Here is a 19,616-nt window from a genome sequence, read left to right as displayed (position 1 = left end):
CCGGTTTGGTCCGGACTATACGAACGCCGCGGTCAGTGCGTCGGCGCGGCCTCCGTGGTGGTGCTGGAGGTCGTGGTGCTGGACGTCGCCGGGTTCGCCGGGGCCGAACTGGACGTTGTCGTGCTCGTCGTCGGCGTGGTGCTGGTGGGGCTCGTCGACGAGGTAGGCGTAGAAGACGTGGTGGGCGCTGAGCTGGTCGGCTTCGCCGGGGAGGAGCTGCTGCTCGGCGCGGTGCTGCTGCCGGGAAGCTGCGTCGGGGTGCCGGGCTGCTGGCTCGGCGGGGCCGGGGTGACCGGCGGCGGCGCGGGCGGGGCGACGTCGCCCGCCGGGCTGCCCGCGGCGGCTTCGACCGCTCCGGGGCCGGGCGGGGCTCCGATCGGGACCTGGCTGTCCGGCAGCTTCGAGACGCCGTTGCGGTAGCCGTACGCGTACGCCATCACGGTGTCCACATAGGACTGCGAGTTGTTGTACCGGCGCACCGCGAGGCGCTGGGCGGCGTCGCTGGAGAGGTCCAGACCTCCCGAGCACAGGTAGCGCGCGGTGGCGAGCGTTTCGTCGTAGATGTTGTTCGGGTCGGAAACGCCGTCGCCGTTGCCGTCGGAGGCGTAGGACGCCCAGGTCGACGGGATGAACTGGGTCGCGCCGACCGCGCGGTCCCATACCGGGTCCCCGTCGAAGCGGCCGTGGTCGGTGTCGCGGATCGCGGCGAATCCGCCGGAACCGTCGAGTACCGGGCCGAGAATCCGCTCGAGGGTGTTGCCGCGCGCGTCGACGTAGCCGCCGCGGGCGTGGTTCGACTCGACCCGTCCGATGGCCGCGATCAGCGCCCAGTCGACGTGGCAGCCGGGCTGTTCGCGGGCCATGATGTCGGCCGCGGTGCGGTAGGCGCGCAGCATGCTGTCCGGGATGCCCAGCGGGCCGGCGGTGGTCGCCGAGCCGGGGCCGTTCGGGTAGCCCGGCACGCCGAGCGCCTGCGGGACCGGCGGCTGCGGGAGGCTGCCGTCGACGCCGATCGGCGGGAGCGTGATGCCCGGCGGCAGTCCGGGAACGCTGGGCGCGGCCTGGGCGGCCGACGGCGGCTCAGCGGCGCGCAACGCCACCGGGATGCCGGACGACGTCACCGTCGGCAGCACCACGAGCGCGCCTCCGGCGAGGGCGGCGAAAGCCCGGCTGCGGGCGTTCCGTCCCTGCGGGCGGCGTCTGGCCATGCTCGTCTCCCCGTTCGTTCTGCCGTCTGCGGCCAAGCTAGCGGATCTGTCCGCGATCCGGTGAGGGCTCGGCGGAATTCTGTCCGTTCCGGCCAACTTTCGTTCGTCTGGCATAAAACCTTTGGCGGGTTCCGGTCATCGGGGCTTAACCGGAACTTCGCCGATTAGGCCGAATGGAGCAATCCCTTCGTAGGGTCCACTGTGGACCCTGAGGCGAATTAGGCCGCCGGGCCGAATCGTTTGCGGTATTCGGACGGCGACAGGCCGGTGTGCCTGCGCAGCTGCAGCCGGAGATTCGCGCCGGTGCCGAGCCCGGTGCGGGCGGCGATGCGGTCCAGACCATGTTCGCCGCGTTCGATGAGCCTGCGGGCCAGCGTCACGCGTTCGGCGGTGAGCCAGGCGAGCGGCGTCGTGCCGAGTTCCGCGCGGAACCGGCGGTGCAGGGTGGCGGCGCTGGTCGACGCGCGGGCGGCGAGGTCGGTGACCGCGAGCGGCTGGTCGAGCCGCTGACGGGCCCATTCCAGCACCGGCGCGAGCGAGGCGTCGGGAATCTCCGGCATCGGGCGTTCCACGAACTGCTGCTGGCCGCCTTCGCGATGTCCGGTGAAAACGAGGCGGCGGCTGACCGCGTTGGCGATTTCCGCGCCGTGATCGCGTTGGATCACGTGCAGCGACAAGTCGAGCGCGGCCGCGCTTCCGGCGGCGGTAAAAACTGTGCCGTCCTCGACGAAGAGGACGTCCGGCTCCAGCCGGACCCGCGGGTAGCGCGCGGTGAACTCATCGGCCCATTGCCAGTGCGTGGTGGCCCGGCGATCGTCGAGCACGCCTGCCTCGGCCAGGGTGAACGCGCCGGTGCAGAAGCTCATCAACCGTGCGCCGCGGGAGTCCGCACGCTGGATCGCGGCGAGGATTTCCGGGTTCGCGGGGGTGGCCGGATCCGGCCGGTTCGGGACGATCACCGTGTCCGCGCTGTCCACCGCGTCGAGGTCGGCGACGTCGGCGAGGGTGAAGAAGCCGAGGTGCATCCGGGCTTGGCCACCGGGAGCCGCGAGAGCGAAGTCGTACCAGGGCCGGCGCAGTTCCGGCCGGCGCAGGCCGAACAGTTCCGTCGCGACGCCCATCTCGAACGGATTCGAGCCGTCGCCGACGATCATCACGACACGGTGCGAGGATCCTTTCGGCATATGCGATTCATAGCACTCCCGGCGACGCGAGACCAGGCCCAAGATCGGACTATGACTACTCAGCCCCTCGATCTGCGGGCCGTGCTCGCCGGATTCGACGCCCCGTGGAGCCCCCGGATCGTCGCCAACGTCAACGACTACGACATCCGTCTCGCCCGGTTCGCCGGCGAACACGTGTGGCACAAGCACGACAACACCGACGAGTTCTTCCTCGTTCTCGACGGCAGCATCGAGATCGGCCTGCGCGAAGCGGACGGCGAACGCACCGTGACGTTGACCCGCGAACAGGCGTTCGTGGTCCCGCGCGGCACCTTCCACAAGCCGTCGTCGAAGGAAGGCGCGGTGGTGCTGCTCGTGGAGCCGTCCGGGACGCTCTCGGTCGGCGACGAGCACGAAGAAGTGCCCGACATTGTCGACGTGACCGTCGGGCATCGCGTCTGACCTGCTGGGTTGCACTGTGGGACGGCGTATCCTCGCCGTCATGAAACGCACTTCCTTCGCGCAGTGGCCGTGCTCGATCGCCCGGACCATGGACCTGCTCGGGGACTGGTGGACTCCGCTGGTGCTGCGCGATGCCTTCTACGGCGTCCGCCGCTTCGACGAGTTCCAGCAGGCGCTCGGCATCGCGCGCAACACCCTCGCCGACCGGCTGCGCAGGCTGGTCGACGAGGGTTTGCTCGAAAAGCGCGCCTACCAGGCCGAACCGGTGCGCTACGACTACGTGCTCACCGAGAAGGGCCGCGATTTCTGGAGCGTGCTGGCCGCGATGACGGCCTGGGGCGACCGGTGGCTGGCCACCGAGGCGGGCCCGCCGATCGTGCTGCACCACGACGCCTGCGGGCACGACACGACCGCGACCGTCGTCTGCGCGGACTGCGGCGAGCCGTTGTCCGCCGAGGACACCCGGATGCGGCGCGGGCCCGGCTTCCCGGAGCGTCTGTCGCAGCGGCCGGACGTCCAGGCGAGGTTCGCGCCGCAGGAATAACGGTCCGTGGCCGTTGACATGGTCAGTTTAGTTACGCAACTATGCAGGTCGAGACGCCAACGGAGGAGGACTCGCCATGGAGTGGACCGGCGCGCGGTACGCGGACGCCCCGACGGTGCAGGTGGACGCGTGGATCGACGGCTCGCCCGAGCAGGTGTGGCGGTTCGCCTCGGACGTCGCGCTGATGCCGGAGCTGAGCGGCGAACTGCAGTCGGTCCGGTGGTGCGACGAGGGTTCCGCGCCGGCGCTCGGACGGTCCTTCGTCGGGCGCAACCACCACCAGGCGCGCGGCGACTGGGAAACCACGTCCTACATCGTCGAATGCGAGGAGCCGCGCGTCTTCGCCTGGGCGGTCAGCGATCCGGCGAATCCGACCGCGGTCTGGCGGTTCACCCTCGCCCCGGAGAACGGCGGCACGCGGCTCACGCAGTGGGCGCAGATGGGGCCGGGGCCGTCCGGGGTGACCGAGGTGATCGCGCGGATGCCGGAGAAGGAGCAGAAGATCGTGCACGTCCGGCTGAGCGAGTTCGAGGCCTCGATGACCGCCACGCTCGGCGCGATCAAGGACCGCGTGGAAGCCGCCGGATGATGCGCACGGCCACCACCGTCGAGGCGTCGTCCGGCTGGCCGGAGACCCGGGATTTCGTGCTGGAGGCGGAAAAACTGGGTCTCGGCGAATGCTGGGTGGCCGAGGCGTGGGGTTCGGACGGGCCGTCGGTGCTCGGCTACCTCGCCGCGCGCACGGACCGGATCCGGCTCGGTTCCGGGATCATGCAGCTCGGCGTGCGCACGCCGGTCGCGCTCGCGCAGGCCGCCCTCACCCTGGCCGAGATGTCCGGCGGACGGTTCGCGCTGGGGCTCGGGCCGTCCGGTCCGCAGGTGATCGAGGGGCTGCACGGGGTGCCGTTCGCGCGGCCGCTGACGCGGATGCGCGAGACGGTGCAGATCATCCGCAGTGCCTTCGCCGGGGAGAAAATCTCGTTCGCGGGCAAGGCTTTCCAGATCCCGCTGCCGGGGGAGTCCCGCCCGATGCGGCTGTCGACGACGCCGAACGAGGACATCCCGATCTACCTGGCCACGCTGTCGCCGCGAATGCTGGAGCTCACCGGCGAACTCGCCGACGGCTGGCTCGGCACGAGCTTCGTCCCCGAGGGCGCCGACGCGTACTTCCGCCACCTCGACGCCGGGCTCGCGAAAGCCGGTCGGAGCCGCGGCGATCTCGTGGTGTGCCAAGGCGCGGAGGTCGCCTTCGCGTCCGATGAGGACGAACTGCGCCCGATGGTCGCCGGGCGCAAGAAGGAGCTGGCGTTTTCGCTGGGCGGCATGGGTTCGGCGAGCACGAACTTCTACCACGACGCCTACAGCAGGCAGGGCTGGGCGGACGTCGCCGCGGAGGTGCGGGAACGCTGGCAGTCCGGTGATCGCGACGGCGCGGCCGGGTTGGTGACCGACGAGATGGTGCTCGCGACGACCCTGATCGGCACCGAGGACATGGTCCGCGCGCGGCTGAAGGTGTGGCGCGCCGCCGGTGTCGACACGGTCCGGCTGTATCCGGCCGGCGACACGCTGGAAAAACGGCTGGCGACGCTGGGCAGGGCACTTGAGTTGGTAACGGAAGTGCCCTGACAGACCAAGTATTGGGCCAACCGGCTGCGTCAGCGGGTCCGGTTGCGCCATAGTGTCGGCGATCCCGAACCTCAAGGAGTCGCTCGATGCGCAAGATCGTGTCCACGTTGTTCGTCTCGCTCGACGGCGTGGTCGAGGCGCCGGACCAGTGGTCGCTCTCGTACTGGAACGACGAGCTCGAACACGCGGTGGGCGACGGCATGGCGGACGCCGACGCGATGTTGCTGGGCCGCGTGACCTACGAGGGCTTCGCCGAGGCGTGGCCCGGCCGCACGGACGACCCGGGCGCGGAGTTCATGAACAGCGTGCCGAAGTACGTCGCGTCCACCACGCTGACCGCGGCGGACTGGCACAACACGACCCTCCTGCGCGGCGACCTCGGCGAGGCGATCGCGGACCTGAAGTCCAGCGCGGGCGGCGACATCATGACCAGCGGCAGCACGACGCTCGTGCGGTGGCTCCTGTCGCACGGGCTGGTGGACGAGCTGACCCTGCTGCAGTACCCGGTGGTGGTCGGCAAGGGACGCCGGTTGTTCCCCGCGGAGGGGCCGCAGCTGGACTTCGAGCTGGCGGACTCGACGGCGTTCCGCAACGGGGTGCTGCGGCTGGTTTACCGGCCGTCCGACGACTGAAACTGTCCTAAAAGGACTTACGTTCTTCCCGAAAACCGGCCCGCCGCGCAGGATTCGGGTCATTCCGCCAGACGGGCGCCGCGACGCCAGATGGCGCGGATGTTGAGCGTGTCGCTGATGTCGCGGGTCGGGTCGCCGTCGACGAGCAGAAGGTCGGCGCGGAGTCCCTCGGCGACGCGGCCCCGGTCGCTAAGGCGGAAGCGGCGGGCGGTGGTCGCGGTGGCTGCGCGCAAGGCTCGTTCGGGCGTGAGGCCGGCTTCCACGAGGTACTGCAGTTCGTGGTGCAGGCTCGCTCCGTGCGCGAGGCCTCCGAAGAACGTCTCGGGCATGGAGACATCGGTGCCGGCCAGCACGTCGACGCCCGCCGCGTCCAAGGCCCGCACGGTGTCGTACACGTCTTCGAGCTTGCCTTGCGGGTAGCGGTTGTAGCTGGAGCGCAGGGTTTCTTCCCACTTGCGGTCGAGGCGGGAGGCGACCCGCGGGTCGTCGGCGAGCGCGCTGCCGGTGATCCCCATCAGCGAGGCGTTGAGGCTGATGCAGGGGATGACGAACATGCCCGCGTCCTTGACGAGGCTGATGATCTCGGCGGTGTGCGGCTGGTCCATGAACACGTGGGCGAGCCCGTCGATGCCCGCTTCGACGGCCATTATGGTCGCGTCGACGGTCAGCGCGTGGGCCACGGTGAGAGCGCCGTACTTCTTGGCTTCCGCGACCCCGGCGTTCACGGTGGCCTGGTCGAGACACGGCAGTCCGGGATGCCCCTCCACACTGCCGTCGTCGATCATGAACTTGATGAAGTCGGAGCCCCGGGCGAGGAGCTGGGGGACGAAGGCGGCCGCTTCCTCGGGCGTGGTGGAGAACGGCATCAGCGGCATTACCGGCGGGAGGTCCCACTTCGGACGGAACCCTTCGGGCATCAGCTCGCTGGGGTGACCGCCGGGCGGGGTGATGCCGAAACCGGCGGACCGTACGTCGGCCACGGTGTCGTCGTCGGTGATGTGCACCCGGTTTTCCCGGGTGTTCATCCCCTGCATCTCCAGTTCGGTCGTCACGCCGAACCGCAGTGCCAGCGCCAGCGAGCCGGGTGCGGAGTGCACGTGCGCGTCGACGAGCCCCGGCAGCAGGGTGGCCCCGGTGCCGTCGACGGTTTCGCTGCCCGCGGGGATCTCGCCGCCGACCTGGACGATCCTCGTGCCGTCGAGGACCACGGTCTGCACGCCGAGGGACTTCTCCCCGTCGAAGACCCGGGCGTTGGCGATCGCGGTGAGTGTCATGGGAGGTCGTCTCGATTCATTGCTCAGAGTATTTACATACCTAATGCTATGTACTTGTCGCTGGGTATGCAACTGTGCTGGTGCGGGCCTAGGATCAAGCGCATGAGCAGCTCTCCCGAGCGGACCCCGGACGATCCGGTGCTGGACCAGATCGGCCCGGCGCTGTCCCGGCTGCGCCGGCGAACCCCGGCGTCGAACAAGGACTTGTCCCGCAATCTCGTGCTCAACGTGATCGCCGATGCGTCCGACGAGACGACAGTCGGCGGGCTCGCGGTCGAGATGGGCGTCGCGCAACCGGTGGCGAGCCGGACTGTTGCCGCGTGCATCGCCGATGGGTTGCTGCGCCGGGCGGCCTCGCAGGCCGATGGGCGCCGGACCGTGCTTGAGCTGACCGAGCAGGGCGAGGCGGAACGCAACCGGTTCGCTGCCGAACAGCGGAAAGCGTTCGAGGAGATCACTGCCGCTTGGTCGGCGGAGGAGCGGGTTCAGTTCGCGCGACTGCTGGCCCGGTATGGTGCCGACGCCGCCGCTTGGTCGAGGAAGCAGGCCGCGAGGCACGACTGAGGGGGTTGGATGGCGAAAATTCGGTGCGTGTGCGGGAACATCGTCCGCGACGACGACCCGCAGGACAGCATGTACTTCCTGACCAATGCCGAATTCGACGTCGACGCTCCTGGCATCGAGTTGTTCGGCAAAGCCACGCTGGTCGTGCGCTGTCCGGAATGCGAGCGCCTGTGGTTCTGGGGAGAAAACGGCGTATATCGCGAATACACGAAGGCCTGGGAGCGAGAGTCCTGAGCCGCCGCGGTGCTCCTTCGGGTCCGGCCCGAAGGAGCACCCCGGCTCAGTTCACCTGCCGTCCCTGCCCTTCCCAAAACGGCTGGCGCAGTTTGAACTTCTGGATCTTCCCGGTAGCCGTCCGCGGCAGTTCGGCGAGGAATTCCACTCGCTTCGGGCATTTGTATCCGGCCAGGTGCTGGCGGCAGTGCGTGATCAGCTCGTCCGCTGGCACCTCGGTTCCGTCGGTCACCACCAGCGCGGTCACCAGTTCGCCCCATTTTTCGTCCGGGATGCCGATCACCGCGACCTCCCGGACGGCCGGGTGCGAGTTCAGCGCGTCTTCCACCTCGATGGACGACACGTTCTCGCCGCCGGTGATGATGACGTCCTTCTTGCGGTCGGCGATGGTGAGGTAGCCGTCGGCGAAGGTGCCGCCGTCGCCGGTGTGGAACCAGTTGCCTTCTTGCACCCGCGCGGTTTCGTCCGGGTTTTCCCAGTAGCCGTCGAGGTTGTGGTTGCTTTGGGTGAGGACCTCGCCGTCGGCGTCGATCGCGACGCGGACGCCCAGCGCCGGAGCGCCTGCGCGGCCAAGGAGTTTCGCCTGCTCGTGCGGGTCGAGGTCGGCCCATTCGCTGCGGAAGCGGTTGACGGTGACCAGCGGCGACGTCTCGGTCAGGCCGTAGATCTGGATAAATTCCCAGCCGAGTTCCGCGCGCACGCGTTCGATGGTGCGGGTCGGCGGCGGCGCGCCGGCCACCACGATGCGGACTCGGTCGCGGTCGGGGATTTCGCCGTCCCAGGTGGCGGCGCCGTCCAGGGCCGCGGTGACGACGGCGGGCGCGGCGCACATGATCGTCACGCCGTGGTCCTGCACGCGGCGCAGGATTTCGGCGCCGTCCACTTTGCGCAGCACGATGTGCCGTCCGCCGAGACCGGTGACCGCGTACGGCATGCCCCAGCCGTTCGCGTGGAACATCGGCAGCGTGTGCAGCAGGACGTCGTTGTCGCTGAGCGTGGTGTGCAGGCCGAAAGTCGTTGCGTTGAGCCACAAATTGCGGTGCGTGAGCTGGACGCCCTTCGGCCGCGCGGTGGTGCCCGAGGTGTAGTTGATCGTCGCGGTCGCGGATTCGTCGGCCGACCACGGCCGCGGTTCGCCGTCGCCGCCCCAGATCTTGTCGTCGTCCTCGCCGAGGACGAACACGTGTTTCGCGGTTACGCTGTCCAGCAACGGTTTCAGCTCGGGGTCGATCATCAGGACCTCGGCGCCGGAATGCTCGACGATGTAGCGCACCTCGGCGGCCGCGAGGCGGAAGTTCACCGGCACCAGGACGCGGCCCCAGCCGGAGACGCCGAAGAACGACGTCAGCAGTCGCGCGGAGTTGTGCGAGACGATCGCGACCCGGCCGCCGGTCGGAACGCCGAGCGCGTCGAGGTTCGCCGCCTGCGCGCGGGCGCGGCGGGCGAGTTCGCGGTAGGTCACCTCGCCCCAGGACTGCGCGGGCTGGGCAGGTTCGTCCACCACCGCGATCCGGTCCGGGTACACCGTTTCGGCGCGGTCGAGGAAATCGCGGACACTCAGGTCATAAAACACGTGCCGATCCCTTCGCGTCAGCGGGCCGCACTGCCCGCGCGGGTGATTTTCGCTCGCCGGACCGGATCCAGCCACCCCACATGGAGGGTGCCTCCCAGCGGAGCTAGCGAAGCAGCCCAGCGGCGCGAGCCCGGTTCACCGCCTGTACCCGATTGGACACAGCCAGCTTCCGCATCGCGTGCTTCAGGTACGACTTGACCGTGTTGGGCAGCAGGCCGAGCCGGTCGGAGATCTCGTCGTTCGTGCAGCCCTCGCTCACCAGCCGCAGCACGTCGACCTCGCGCGGGGTCAGCGCGACGCCTGGCAGGTCTAGTTCCGGACGCAGCCGCTCGCACACCGCCAGCAGCCGTTGCCGAGCGCTCTCGTCCTGGATCGACCCGGCGATCGCGGTGAGTTCGGCGTGCAGGTCGCCGCGTTCGGCAGCGGGGACGGCCGTCGGCGCGGCCAGCCGGCGCTGCACTTCCTCTTCGACCTCGATGTCGCGTCCCAGCCGCGTCGCCACCGCGGTCGCCGCGTGCAACAGCCGATCGCCGAACGTGATCGAATCCCGGGACGCCGCGTACAGCACCGCGCGCGTGGACTCGCCGACACGCACCGGCAGCGCCACCATCGCGCGCAGCCGTTCGGGTTCCACCGCGTGGTCGTATTTGTGCGTGATGCCCTGTGCGCTGAGGTAGTCGACCACCGTCGACGGCCGGGCCAGTGCTACCGCTTTGCCGCCGAGCCCGGCCCCGGTGTCCACCTGGACGTGCTGCAACGACCGGGTGGTGGTGCCGCGCAGCTGGTCGATGACATGCGAACGGGAAGCCGCCGACACCGGTCCGCCCATCGCGACCGGCAGTTCGGTGGCGATCTGCAGTGCTTTGAGCGCGCCGGCGACCAGGGGGCTGGCCGTCAGCGCGAGCCGGCCCGGAGGCGTCATGGGCACCGTCCCGCTTCACTCGACCTTGCTGGGTGGACGTCCACGTTACGCGTTGCGTCGCGTTCGGACTACTCGTGTGGTTCGGTGGCACACGTGGCAACCACGGATTTCGATACCGTCGCCGACCGGCTCTACGCAGGTGAACCGGCCGACTTCGTCGCGGAGCGCACCGCGGCCGCCCGCGCGGCGAAGGAAGCGGGCGACGTCGAGCTGGCGCGCCGGATCCGCGCGCTGCGCAAGCCGACCGCGGCCGCGGCGTACGTCAACCGCCTGGCGCGCGACGGTTCCGCTCCGCTGACCGAGCTGGCGTCGCTCGGCGACAAGCTGCGCGACGCGCACGAGCAGCTCGACGGCTCCCGGCTGCGCGAACTGGCGCACCAGCGCGCGGAGCTGGTGCAGCGGATCGTGCGGGACGCGACCGGCTTGAGCGATTCCGTCGAACGCGAGGTGGAGGAAACGCTGGAGGCGATCGTCGCGGACGCCGACGTCGCCCGGCTGGCACTGGCCGGACGGCTGACGTCGAAGGCCCGCCAGGACGCCGACCGCTGGCTGTCGCTGCCGACGAATCCCGCGCCTGCCAAGAAGACCCGACAGTCCGAAAAGGACCGGAAAGCCGAGGAGGAAGCTCGCGTCCGCGCCCTGGAACGGCGGCAAGCGGTCCGCGCGCGGGCGGAGGCCGAGCGGAACCTGCAGCGCGCGGAGCGGACAGCCGAGCAGGCCGACGAGCGGGTGACCGAATTGCGGGAACGGCTCGCCGAGGCGGAGCAACGCGCTGCCCGGGCGGCCGACGACCTGGCCAAGGCGCAAAAGACTTTCGAGGAAGCCGACGATGCTGTCCAGCGGTCTTGACGGCGAGCTCGCGTTGTCGCCGCTGCGCCCGGACGACGCCGAGGCGCACTTCGCGGGCGAGGACCCGGAGCTGATCCGCTGGCTCAACGGCGGGCCGGGGACGCTCGCCGGGACCCGGGAGTATTTCCAGCACTGCCAGGAGGAATGGGCTTCCGGCGGGCCGTTGCGGGCGTTCGGCATCCGAGTGAACGACGTGCTCGCGGGGACGGTCGACCTGCGCTTCTCCGGCGAACATCTCGCGCCGGGCGAGGTGAACGTGGCATACGGCTTGTATCCGGCGTGGCGGGGCCGCGGGTTCGCGACGAGAGCGGTGGTGCTGGCGGTCCGGTACGCGGCCGGCGAGGGCGCTGAGCGAGCGGTGATCAAGGTGGAGCCGGAGAATGCCAGCTCGAGCGCGGTGGCCCGGCGGGTCGGGTTCGAGCTGAGTGGTCGGGTGGTCGAGGACGGCACGGTGCTGGACCGGTACGTCCGTGACCTTGGTTAGCGGCTGATTTCCGTTCCGGCGCACCAGACTGTGCGGATGGCGCGGGTCGCGGACAGGTCGGCTACGGGATCGCCGTCGATGAGGACTAGGTCGGCGCGCAGTCCGGCTCGGATCTCGCCGCGGTCGGTCAGTCCGAATGCCTGTGCCGGAGCGATGGTCGCGGCCCGCAGGATTTCCACCGTGCTCAACCCGGCTTCGGCCAGCAGTTCGAATTCGTGGTGCAGGCTCGACCCGTGCGCGACCGCGACAGGGGCACCGGAACCTCCGTTGGCGTCGGTTCCGGCGAGGATTTCGACCCCGGCCGCGCGCAACGCGGCCACATTCGCGAGGTGATCGCCCTCGGTGCCGGCGAAGAACGCGAGTGCGCCTTCCATCATGGTGAGCGTCGGGATCGCCGTCTGCCCGGCGGCCTTCATCGCGGTGACGTCCTCGGCGGCGATCCGGCCGACCACCGGCACATGCGTCACGAATCGCGCGCCGGTCGCCACCGCCAAGTGGTACGCGCCAGGGGTCGCCGCGTGCACGACAGCGGCCAAACCTCGCTTCCGTGCCGTGTCGACCAGTGCCTGCAACGCCTCCGCGGGCGGGCCGCCGTCACCGGGAGCCTCGGCGACACCTTTCACGTAGTCGACACCCTCCGCGACCCGCGCTTCGACAAACTGCACGGCGGCTTCCGCGGTGGTGACGATCGCGGATCCGGGCATTTCCGGGATCGTCGCGTGCAGGCCGTCCGGGCCGATCAGCGGCAGCCCGGCGCTGCGGAAATCCGCCGGGCCCGCGGTGCGCAGCGCGGCCACACGCTCGGCTGGCCAGCACGCCATGTCCAGCCCGGTGGTGACGCCCCACGCGGCGAGATCGGCCAGTTGCTCCGGCCGCTCCAGGTGGACGTGCGCGTCGATGAACCCGGGCAGCAGCGCCGCTCCGGCAACGTCGATTTCCCGTGCCCCCGCGGGATCCGTGCCCAGCACCGGCCCGTCGATCACGACGGTGCGCGGTTCGGTGAGCCCCAGCCCGTCGAAGACGCGCGCGTTGCGCAGAGCGGTTTTCGCCACGATCCCTCCCCGGGTCAGTGGACGCGATACCGCAAGAGTACTGAGTTGTCGTCCACCAGAGCAGAGAGAAGTTCGAGCTGCTTCGGGTCGATGGCCGCGCCCATCGCGACGCGCGGGGCGTCCCCGGCGATCAGCATCGGCGCGACGGTCAGGCGCAATTCGTCCACGACGCCCGCGGCCAGCAGCGACGCGAACAGGTGCGGTCCGCCCTCGCAGTCGATGCGGCGGAGGCCTCGCCGGGCCAGTTCGTCCACCGCGGCCCGCAGGTCGACGTCGCCGTGCCGGGGGCGCGGGCGCTGGTCGTCCGGGTCCGCGTGCAGAGCCGGGTCGCCGGTGGCCTCGTGCAGGGTTGGGTCGCCTGTCCCAGCGACCAGGACATCCGCCCCAGCCGACGCCCACGCGGCGCGCAGTTCCGGATCGGTCGCCGCGCTCGTGACGACGATCGTCGGCACCAGCGCCTTGGTGATCACCGGGGCGTCCGGCGGCAGCGAACGGCCGGTGCTGACCACGGCGATCGGCGCGATCGGGGCCAGCCCGTGCCTGCGCCGCCGCTCCGCGGTCTTCTCGTCCGGGCGCAGGCCCTCGAACCCCTCGGCCAGTGCGGTGCCCGCGCCGACCAGCACGACGTCGGCGAGGTCGTTGCCCAGCCGGTAGACGATCCGGTCCGCGGGCGTCGACAGCCCGCCCGAGCGTCCGTCGATGGTGATCCCGCCGTCGGCACTCGACACGAAGTTCACCGCGAGCCATTTCGGCACGTCCGGATAGACGTACAACTGCTCGACGTCGGCCTCGGTGCGGTCTTGGTTGCCGGGAAAGATCTCGCGCATCAGACCGACCGTACAACGTTCGCCGGCGGCCGGGTGCCGACGATGCTCGCCACCATCTCCGCGACCTGCCGCGTCTCGCGGACCTGGTGCGCGCGGAACATCGCCGCGCCGTGCAGCGCGGACACCGCGGTGGCGGCGAGCGTGCCGATGACGCGTTCGCCGACCGGGAGGTCCAGCGTTTCGCCGATGACGTCCTTGTTCGACAGCGCCATCAGCACCGGCCAGCCGGTGGCGACCAGCGCGTCGACGTGCCGCAGCAGCTCGAGCGACTGGTAGGAGTTCTTCCCGAAGTCGATGCAGGGGTCGATCATGATGCCTTCGCGCGGCACGCCCGCGGCGAGCGCGCGCTCGGCCAGCTCGGTGGTGCCTTCGACCACCGCGGCGACCACGTCGTCGTACACCGGCCGGAGCGCTTCGGTGCGCGGCACGAGACCGTTGGTGTGCGAGCAGATGTAGCCCGCGCCGTGTTCGGCGGCGACGTCGAGGATCTCCGGTTCGATCGCGGCCCAGTTGTCGTTGACCAGATCCGCGCCCGCGCGGCAGACGGCGTCGGCGACCTCGGCGCGGTAGGTGTCCACGCTGATGACCAGTTCGGGGAAGTGCTCGCGGGACCACTCGACGGTCGGCACGACGCGGCGGATCTCCTCGGCCGCGGTGACCTCGGGGCCCTTTCCGGCGGGCACGCCGCCGATGTCGATCAGGTCGGCGCCCTCGGCGTGCGCGCGGCGGATGGCCGCCTGCGCGGGGGCTTCTTCGAAGGTCGCACCGTTGTCGTAGAACGAGTCGGGGGTGCGATTGACGATGGCCATCACCAGGGCGCGGTCACTGGTGAGGCGACGGCCTCGGAACACGAGGTCGGGCGTATGCATGCGGTCTCCCGGGCCGGAACGAAAGATCTCGCGTGATCATAGGCGAGTTCGCGGCGGGAGTACGTCCGGCAGGTGGCGGGCGGAGCGGTCCGGAGGCCACCTGCGTCCGGGCGTTCGGTCGATCGGCTTGGCGGGTGCGATCAGGAGGCGAGCGCCTCGTTGACGGTCAGGAACTCGCCCGCGGTGCGCGTGGCGGAGAATTCGATCACGCGGTAATGCGCGAGCCGTTGCAGCACGAGCGGGTCGGTGGCGAGCACGGCGTCCAGCTTGCCGCGCAGGCACGGGCGGGAGATGATGACCTGGTCGGCGTCCTCGTTTCCTTTTCCGGAAACGAGGAACAATCCATGCGCGAACTGGCTTCGCAGCCACTCGGCGTGTTCGGCCAGTGCGTAGTCGACTTCGTTTCGAGGGGCTGTGTAGGACAGCAATGCGATGTACATGACCTCAGAGTAGGACGCTCGGTCGGATGGTGCATCCTCCTCCCGAGTGCCGTCCTGGTTCATCGAATGGTCAAGTATTCCCAATAAATCTTTACGGATAAGCGTACTGCTTGGATTTCCGTTACGGGGTACGGAAAATCCCGCGGCCCGGCGTTTCCGCAGGACATTTCGGACGGATGGTCAAGACCACCCCCAGTTCTGCGTGAAGCAGCCCGCCAGATAAAGATCCACGCGGTCGGCGAAGCGGCTCGGATCGCGTCCGGTGAGTTCGCCGATCCGGGTGATCCGGTATCGCAGGGCGTTCACGTGCAAGTGCAGAGTGGCCGACGTCTGTGTCCAAGATCCCGAATGTTCCAGGAACGCCTTGAGCGTCGTTATCAATTCGGAACCGTGTGCCGCGTCGTACGCGAGTACCGGTCCCAGTACTTTTTCGCCGAATGTCCGCCGCAGGTCCTCCGGCACGGCGGCGAGCAGCAGCAGATGCGACGCAACTTCGTCGCCGGACAGCACCGTCGCGCGGCCCGGCGTCAGCGCGGCCAGCGTGCGCGCGTGCCGGGCTTCCTGCACCCCGGCGCGGAGCCCGGCGGCGTCCGCGGCCCGGCTGAGGCCGAGCGTCAGCCGCGCGGACCCGAGGGCGGGTTCGATCGTGTGCACCGCTTCCCGCAACGTTTCGGTGTCGCGCGAGGAGCAGAGGCCGAAGGTCTCCCCGTCGACGGTCCCCACCAGCACCGGCTGTCCGGTGGTCGAAAGCAGCTCCTCGACCAGCACCTGCGCGAGGCCCGGCCCGCCGCCGCGGACCTCGGCGGACAGCGTCGTCACCGGTTCCTGCGGCGCGAACCCGGCGGCGGACAGCCGGGAGGTCAGCTCGCCCGGCGCGGCGTCGTCGGAGAGCACCAGCCGGAGCAGCGGTTCGGCCGCGCGGTTCTCGATCCGCCTGGCCTCGTCCACCCGGGACCGTTCGAGCCCGACCAGCGCCGCCAGTTCCAGAGCCAGCTCCCGGCGCGCGGACGGCCACTGCGCCGGATCGCCGTCCACCACGAGGAACCAGCTCGCGATCCGGTGGCCCGAGCGTCCGGCCGCGCCGAGCAGCGTGACCGGACCGTCCTGGCACGGCAGCCGTTCGGCGCGCAGGAAGCGGCGGGCCAGCGCGGTGCGGCGCGCGGCGGGCAGTTCGGGGCCGCCCGCCAGCTGCTGCCCGGTCGCGCTGAGCACGAGACAGCCGGTGCCCAGCTCCTCCGCACCGGCCTTGACCAGCGCGGACAGCCCGTGGCCGGAGGTCACCGCGGCCACCAGCCGCCGGTGCGAATCGCGAGCAGGCGCCGAGCGCTCCGCCGCGAGGCCCAGGATCACCCGCTCGGCCACGGTCGCGAACGAAACCGACACCGGCACCTCGAACAACGGCAGGCCGACGCGCTCGCAGGCGGCCACGAGATAGTCCGGCACCGGGCCGCCGACCTCCGCGGTGCCCGCCCCGAGCGCGGTCACCCCCGCGGCGGCGAGTTTGCCGACGAACACGTCCGCGTCCGCGGGACCGGGCAGCCAGCGCATGCCGCACAGCACGATCTCGCCGCCGTCGAGGTACCGCGTCGGATCCTGCAGGGTCGCCTGGAAGACGCGGCCGAACTCGCGGTCGCGCGCCTTCTCGCCCGCCAGCAGCCGCAACCCCAGCTCCGGGGTGTCGAGCAGTGCACCCAGCCGCATGCGCGCCTCCTTCCGCCCATCAGTACCGCACACCAGAGGGGTTTGGCGGAAGCTACGAAAAACCGGCCGTTCGCCGTCGCCGCTTTCGGTGGATCTGCCGTGGCCCGGGCCACGCCGCGGCAGGTGTACTCACTCGGCGAGCGAACGAGAAGGGATGACCAATGGCGATCGTTCTTGGCGACAACCGCTACGGGAAGGCTGAAAACCGGCTGGTCCGCGTCGACCGCGAAGGCGACGAGCACCGGATCACCGACCTCACCGTGAGCGTGTCGCTGTCGGGCGACATGAGCGACACCCACCTGACCGGGGCCAACGACAAGGTGCTGGCCACCGACACGCAGAAGAACACCGTCTTCGCCTTCGCCCGCGACGGCATCGGCGAGATCGAGGACTTCGCGCTGCGGCTGGCCCGGCATTTCGTGTCCACGCAGGAGAGCATCCACGCCGCCCGGGTCGGGATCGTGGCTCATCCGTGGGAGCGGCTGCAGGTCGGCGGACGGCCGGCGCATCACTCGTTCGCGCGGTCCGGGGCGGGCACCCGCACCGCGCGCGTCACCTACGACGGCGAGCGGGCCTGGGTGCTCGGCGGGGTCGAGGACCTGACCGTGCTCAACTCCACCGGATCCGAATTCTGGGGCTTCCCGCGCGACGAATACACCACGCTGGTCGAGGTCAAGGACCGGATCCTGGCCACCGCGGTGTCCGCGACCTGGCGGTACTCGGTCGAGGAGACCGACTGGACGCACGCGCACGAGACCGCGCTCGCCACCCTGCTCGACGCGTTCGGCGGCACGCACAGCCAGTCCCTGCAGCAGACGCTGTACGCGATGGGGCAGGCGGTGCTGGAGGCCGTCCCGGAGATCGCGGAGATCCGGTTCTCGCTGCCGAACAAGCACCACTTCCTCGTCGACCTCGAGCCGTTCGGCCTCGACAACCCCGGCGAGGTGTTCTACGCCGCCGACCGGCCCTACGGCCTGATCGAGGGCACCGTCCTGCGCGACGACGCCCCGCCCGCCGGTCCGGCCTGGTCCTGAGCAAACCCGAAACCCGAGCTGTTGGGAGCAGTACTGTCATGACCGTGTCCATCGATGCCGACGTCGAACGCGCCTGGCTCGCCGAATGCGTGCGGATCGCCGAGAAGAACGTCGCCGACGGCGGCGGCCCGTTCGGCGCGCTCGTGGTGAAGGACGGCGAAATCGTCGCGACCGGCGTCAACCGCGTCACCCCGTCGCTCGACCCGACCGCGCACGCCGAGGTAGTCGCGATCCGCGCGGCCTGCCAGGCGCTCGGCACGTTCAGCCTCGCCGGCTGCGTGCTCGTCTCCTCGTGCGAGCCGTGCCCGATGTGCCTCGCCTCGTCGCTGTGGGCGCGCGTGGACCGCGTGCTGTACACCGCCGACCGCGACGACGCCGCCCGCGCCGGGTTCGACGACCGGGCTTTCTACGAGCTGTTCGAGAACCCGCGCGAAACGTGGCAGACCCCGGTTTCGCGAGTGTCCACACCGGAGGCTTTCGCCCCGTTCTCCGCCTGGCTCAACCGGTCCGACCGGATCGAGTACTGAGCCTCGGCGAGTGCTGATGCCGGTCAGAATCGGCTTCAGCGTTCCCCGCCCCACCCCACCGGGCCACCCTCCCGGTGCTGACCGGAGCACCAGAAAAACGCAAACGTCCCGCCGTCCCGCCCCGTGCGTATGCCAGGGGTGCGGTGCGGCACACCCACCGGCAAGGGGAGGACGCATGACCCAGGTACGCCTCGACGAAGCGGTGACCTCGGCTCCCGGACCTCAGCGCAAGTCCATTGTGGAGCGACTATTCGAACTACGCGCTCGCGACACCACAGTAGGCCGGGAAGTACGCGGCGGCGTGACCACGTTCGTCGCGATGGCCTACATCGTTTTGCTCAACCCGCTCATCCTCGGCGCCTCCGCCGACATCACCGGCGCGAAACTCAGCGCCGCGCAAGTGACGACGGCGACCGCGTTGGCCGCCGCCGTGATGACTGTCCTCATGGGACTCGTCGGCAACGCGCCGCTCGCGCTCGCCGCCGGTCTTGGCATCAACGGCATCGTCGCGTTCCAGATGGCGCCGGCGATGACGTGGGCGCAGGCGTTCGGGCTGGTAGTGCTCGAAGGCGTGTGCATTGTGCTGATGGCGGTCAGCGGGGTCCGGGAGCGCATCATGAACGCGATTCCCGGGCCGCTGAAAACCGCGATCACCGTCGGCATCGGCTTGTACATCGCGCTGGTCGGCCTGGTGAGCGCCGGGTTCGTCACGCGGACCCCGGACGCGGCGCATTCGACCGTCCCGGTGCGGCTCGGGCTCGACGGGCATCTCGACGGCTGGCCGATCGCGGTGTTCTGCTTCGGCCTGCTGCTGATGACCGTGCTGATGTCGCGGAAGGTGCCCGGCGCGGTGCTGATCAGCATCGCCGCCGCCACCGTGCTCGCGGTGGTGCTGCACGACGGATTCGGGGTCGGCGAATGGGGTTTGACGACTCCGACGCTGCCGCATTCCGTCGTCGCCGCTCCCGATTTCGGGCTGCTAGGGCACGTCGATTTGTTCGGCGGATTCGCCAAGGCGGGTGCGCTGACCGCGACGATCTTCCTGTTCACGCTGGTGCTGTCCGGGTTCTTCGACGCGATGGGCACGATTACCAGCGTGTCGGCCGAGGCCGGGCTCTCGAAGAACGGCCGGGTGCCGCGGATGGGCCGGATCCTGTTCGTGGACGGGGCCGGGGCGATCGCGGGCGGGATGTCCGGCTCGTCGCCGAACACCGTGTTCCTGGAGTCCGCGGCCGGCGTCGGGGAGGGCGCGCGGACCGGGCTGGCGAGTGTCGTGACCGGACTCCTGTTCGGGGCGACGCTGCTGTTCACGCCGATCGCGGGCATCGTGCCGGCGCAGGCCGCCGCGCCCGCGCTCGTGGTGATCGGCGGGATGATGGTGGCGCAGTGCCGCAACATCCCGTGGCACGACCCGGATTACACGATCCCGGTGTTCCTCACCGTCGCGCTCATTCCGTTCACCTACTCCATCACCAACGGCGTCGGCGCGGGCCTCATCGCGTTCGTGCTGATCAAGACCTTCCGCGGGAAGTGGCGTGAAGCAGGGTGGATCCTCACCGTGCTCGCGCTCGTGTTCACCGTCTATTTCGGAATCGACGTGGTGAAGGCGATCCTCTAAAAAGAAAGCCCAG

Annotated in this window: 22 protein-coding genes; 12 read left to right on the top strand and 10 right to left on the bottom strand. The window is 70.0% G+C overall.

Annotated elements, in window-relative coordinates; all coding sequences use genetic code 11:
* Positions 1 to 32: 32 nt before the first annotated feature.
* On the bottom strand, positions 33 to 1,208 hold the full coding sequence (locus DMP23_RS08900) for a lytic transglycosylase domain-containing protein (protein WP_337820740.1): 1,176 nt from the start codon (positions 1,206 to 1,208) through the stop codon (positions 33 to 35).
* 218 nt (positions 1,209 to 1,426) lie between these two features.
* The gene (locus tag DMP23_RS08895; RefSeq protein WP_337820739.1) at positions 1,427 to 2,392 is read right to left on the bottom strand and encodes a helix-turn-helix domain-containing protein; all 966 of its coding nucleotides are present in this window, start codon (positions 2,390 to 2,392) and stop codon (positions 1,427 to 1,429) included.
* A gap of 51 nt (positions 2,393 to 2,443) precedes the next feature.
* Between DMP23_RS08895 and DMP23_RS08890 the strand changes: the two genes are divergently transcribed.
* The 5 genes from DMP23_RS08890 to DMP23_RS08870 all read left to right on the top strand — a co-directional run bounded on the left by DMP23_RS08890 (position 2,444) and on the right by DMP23_RS08870 (position 5,635).
* Positions 2,444 to 2,833, top strand: coding sequence for a cupin domain-containing protein (locus tag DMP23_RS08890; protein ID WP_337820738.1), 390 nt, complete (start codon positions 2,444 to 2,446; stop codon positions 2,831 to 2,833).
* 40 nt (positions 2,834 to 2,873) lie between these two features.
* Positions 2,874 to 3,377, top strand: a complete 504-nt coding sequence (locus DMP23_RS08885) for a winged helix-turn-helix transcriptional regulator (protein ID WP_037815182.1) — start codon at positions 2,874 to 2,876, stop codon at positions 3,375 to 3,377.
* A 76-nt stretch (positions 3,378 to 3,453) separates the two neighbouring features.
* Positions 3,454 to 3,966, top strand: coding sequence for an SRPBCC family protein (locus DMP23_RS08880; protein WP_037815180.1), 513 nt, complete (start codon positions 3,454 to 3,456; stop codon positions 3,964 to 3,966).
* Positions 3,966 to 5,003, top strand: coding sequence for an LLM class flavin-dependent oxidoreductase (locus DMP23_RS08875; RefSeq protein ID WP_134729918.1), 1,038 nt, complete (start codon positions 3,966 to 3,968; stop codon positions 5,001 to 5,003). Before DMP23_RS08880 ends, DMP23_RS08875 begins: the two co-directional genes overlap by 1 nt.
* 86 nt (positions 5,004 to 5,089) lie before the next feature.
* Complete coding sequence (locus tag DMP23_RS08870; RefSeq protein ID WP_037815178.1) at positions 5,090 to 5,635, top strand: dihydrofolate reductase family protein; 546 nt, start codon at positions 5,090 to 5,092, stop codon at positions 5,633 to 5,635.
* Positions 5,636 to 5,694: 59 nt separating this feature from the next.
* Here the strand turns inward: DMP23_RS08870 and DMP23_RS08865 are convergent, their stop codons facing one another.
* Entirely contained in the window at positions 5,695 to 6,909 is a 1,215-nt protein-coding gene (locus tag DMP23_RS08865; RefSeq protein WP_337820737.1) for an amidohydrolase family protein, read from the bottom strand.
* Positions 6,910 to 7,011: 102 nt separating this feature from the next.
* On the opposite strand from DMP23_RS08865, the gene DMP23_RS08860 reads away from it, so the two are divergent.
* Complete coding sequence (locus DMP23_RS08860; RefSeq protein WP_337820736.1) at positions 7,012 to 7,473, top strand: MarR family winged helix-turn-helix transcriptional regulator; 462 nt, start codon at positions 7,012 to 7,014, stop codon at positions 7,471 to 7,473.
* Between the two features lie 9 nt (positions 7,474 to 7,482).
* The gene (locus DMP23_RS08855) at positions 7,483 to 7,707 is read left to right on the top strand and encodes a hypothetical protein (RefSeq protein WP_037815175.1); all 225 of its coding nucleotides are present in this window, start codon (positions 7,483 to 7,485) and stop codon (positions 7,705 to 7,707) included.
* A 46-nt stretch (positions 7,708 to 7,753) separates the two neighbouring features.
* Here DMP23_RS08855 and DMP23_RS08850 read toward each other — a convergent pair whose 3' ends face one another.
* Together DMP23_RS08850 and DMP23_RS08845 are read right to left on the bottom strand one after the other, a co-directional pair.
* Positions 7,754 to 9,280 carry an AMP-binding protein gene (locus DMP23_RS08850; protein WP_337820735.1) on the bottom strand — a complete coding sequence of 509 codons (1,527 nt, stop codon included), beginning with the start codon at positions 9,278 to 9,280 and terminating at the stop codon, positions 7,754 to 7,756.
* 103 nt (positions 9,281 to 9,383) lie between these two features.
* Positions 9,384 to 10,202 (bottom strand): response regulator transcription factor, encoded by an 819-nt coding sequence (locus DMP23_RS08845; RefSeq protein WP_037815172.1) that lies wholly within the window; start codon positions 10,200 to 10,202, stop codon positions 9,384 to 9,386.
* A gap of 93 nt (positions 10,203 to 10,295) precedes the next feature.
* Here DMP23_RS08845 and DMP23_RS08840 point away from each other — a divergent pair, with 93 nt between their 5' ends.
* Together DMP23_RS08840 and DMP23_RS08835 are read left to right on the top strand one after the other, a co-directional pair.
* Positions 10,296 to 11,051: a hypothetical protein gene (locus DMP23_RS08840; RefSeq protein WP_037815170.1), complete on the top strand. Its 756-nt coding sequence runs from the start codon at positions 10,296 to 10,298 to the stop codon at positions 11,049 to 11,051.
* Positions 11,032 to 11,535, top strand: a complete 504-nt coding sequence (locus DMP23_RS08835) for a GNAT family N-acetyltransferase (protein ID WP_337820734.1) — start codon at positions 11,032 to 11,034, stop codon at positions 11,533 to 11,535. The genes DMP23_RS08840 and DMP23_RS08835 overlap by 20 nt, the downstream gene beginning before the upstream one ends.
* On the opposite strand, the gene DMP23_RS08830 is transcribed toward DMP23_RS08835, so the two are convergent.
* The 5 genes from DMP23_RS08830 to DMP23_RS08810 all read right to left on the bottom strand — a co-directional run bounded on the left by DMP23_RS08830 (position 11,532) and on the right by DMP23_RS08810 (position 16,424).
* The gene (locus DMP23_RS08830; protein WP_337820733.1) at positions 11,532 to 12,587 is read right to left on the bottom strand and encodes an amidohydrolase family protein; all 1,056 of its coding nucleotides are present in this window, start codon (positions 12,585 to 12,587) and stop codon (positions 11,532 to 11,534) included. The genes DMP23_RS08835 and DMP23_RS08830 overlap by 4 nt on opposite strands.
* A gap of 14 nt (positions 12,588 to 12,601) precedes the next feature.
* Positions 12,602 to 13,414 carry a pyrimidine reductase family protein gene (locus DMP23_RS08825; protein WP_238604536.1) on the bottom strand — a complete coding sequence of 271 codons (813 nt, stop codon included), beginning with the start codon at positions 13,412 to 13,414 and terminating at the stop codon, positions 12,602 to 12,604.
* Complete coding sequence (gene folP, locus DMP23_RS08820) at positions 13,414 to 14,283, bottom strand: dihydropteroate synthase (RefSeq protein WP_337820732.1); 870 nt, start codon at positions 14,281 to 14,283, stop codon at positions 13,414 to 13,416. Before folP ends, DMP23_RS08825 begins: the two co-directional genes overlap by 1 nt.
* A gap of 140 nt (positions 14,284 to 14,423) precedes the next feature.
* Positions 14,424 to 14,723 (bottom strand): YciI family protein, encoded by a 300-nt coding sequence (locus tag DMP23_RS08815; RefSeq protein ID WP_037815164.1) that lies wholly within the window; start codon positions 14,721 to 14,723, stop codon positions 14,424 to 14,426.
* 180 nt (positions 14,724 to 14,903) lie between these two features.
* Entirely contained in the window at positions 14,904 to 16,424 is a 1,521-nt protein-coding gene (locus tag DMP23_RS08810) for a PucR family transcriptional regulator (protein ID WP_337820731.1), read from the bottom strand.
* 161 nt (positions 16,425 to 16,585) lie between these two features.
* Here DMP23_RS08810 and pucL point away from each other — a divergent pair, with 161 nt between their 5' ends.
* From pucL to DMP23_RS08795, 3 genes are all read left to right on the top strand, one after another.
* A complete protein-coding gene (pucL, locus tag DMP23_RS08805; protein ID WP_337820730.1) occupies positions 16,586 to 17,458 on the top strand; it encodes a factor-independent urate hydroxylase in 873 nt (290 codons plus the stop codon).
* A gap of 38 nt (positions 17,459 to 17,496) precedes the next feature.
* Entirely contained in the window at positions 17,497 to 17,985 is a 489-nt protein-coding gene (locus tag DMP23_RS08800; protein WP_037815160.1) for a nucleoside deaminase, read from the top strand.
* A gap of 175 nt (positions 17,986 to 18,160) precedes the next feature.
* Positions 18,161 to 19,603: an NCS2 family permease gene (locus tag DMP23_RS08795; RefSeq protein WP_043835055.1), complete on the top strand. Its 1,443-nt coding sequence runs from the start codon at positions 18,161 to 18,163 to the stop codon at positions 19,601 to 19,603.
* The last annotated feature ends 13 nt before the right edge of the window (positions 19,604 to 19,616 follow it).

The organism is Amycolatopsis sp. A1MSW2902 (genome assembly GCF_017312175.1).
GTDB classification, from domain to species: Bacteria; Actinomycetota; Actinomycetes; order Mycobacteriales; family Pseudonocardiaceae; genus Amycolatopsis; species Amycolatopsis nivea.
This window is presented reverse-complemented; position numbering and strand designations above follow the sequence as displayed.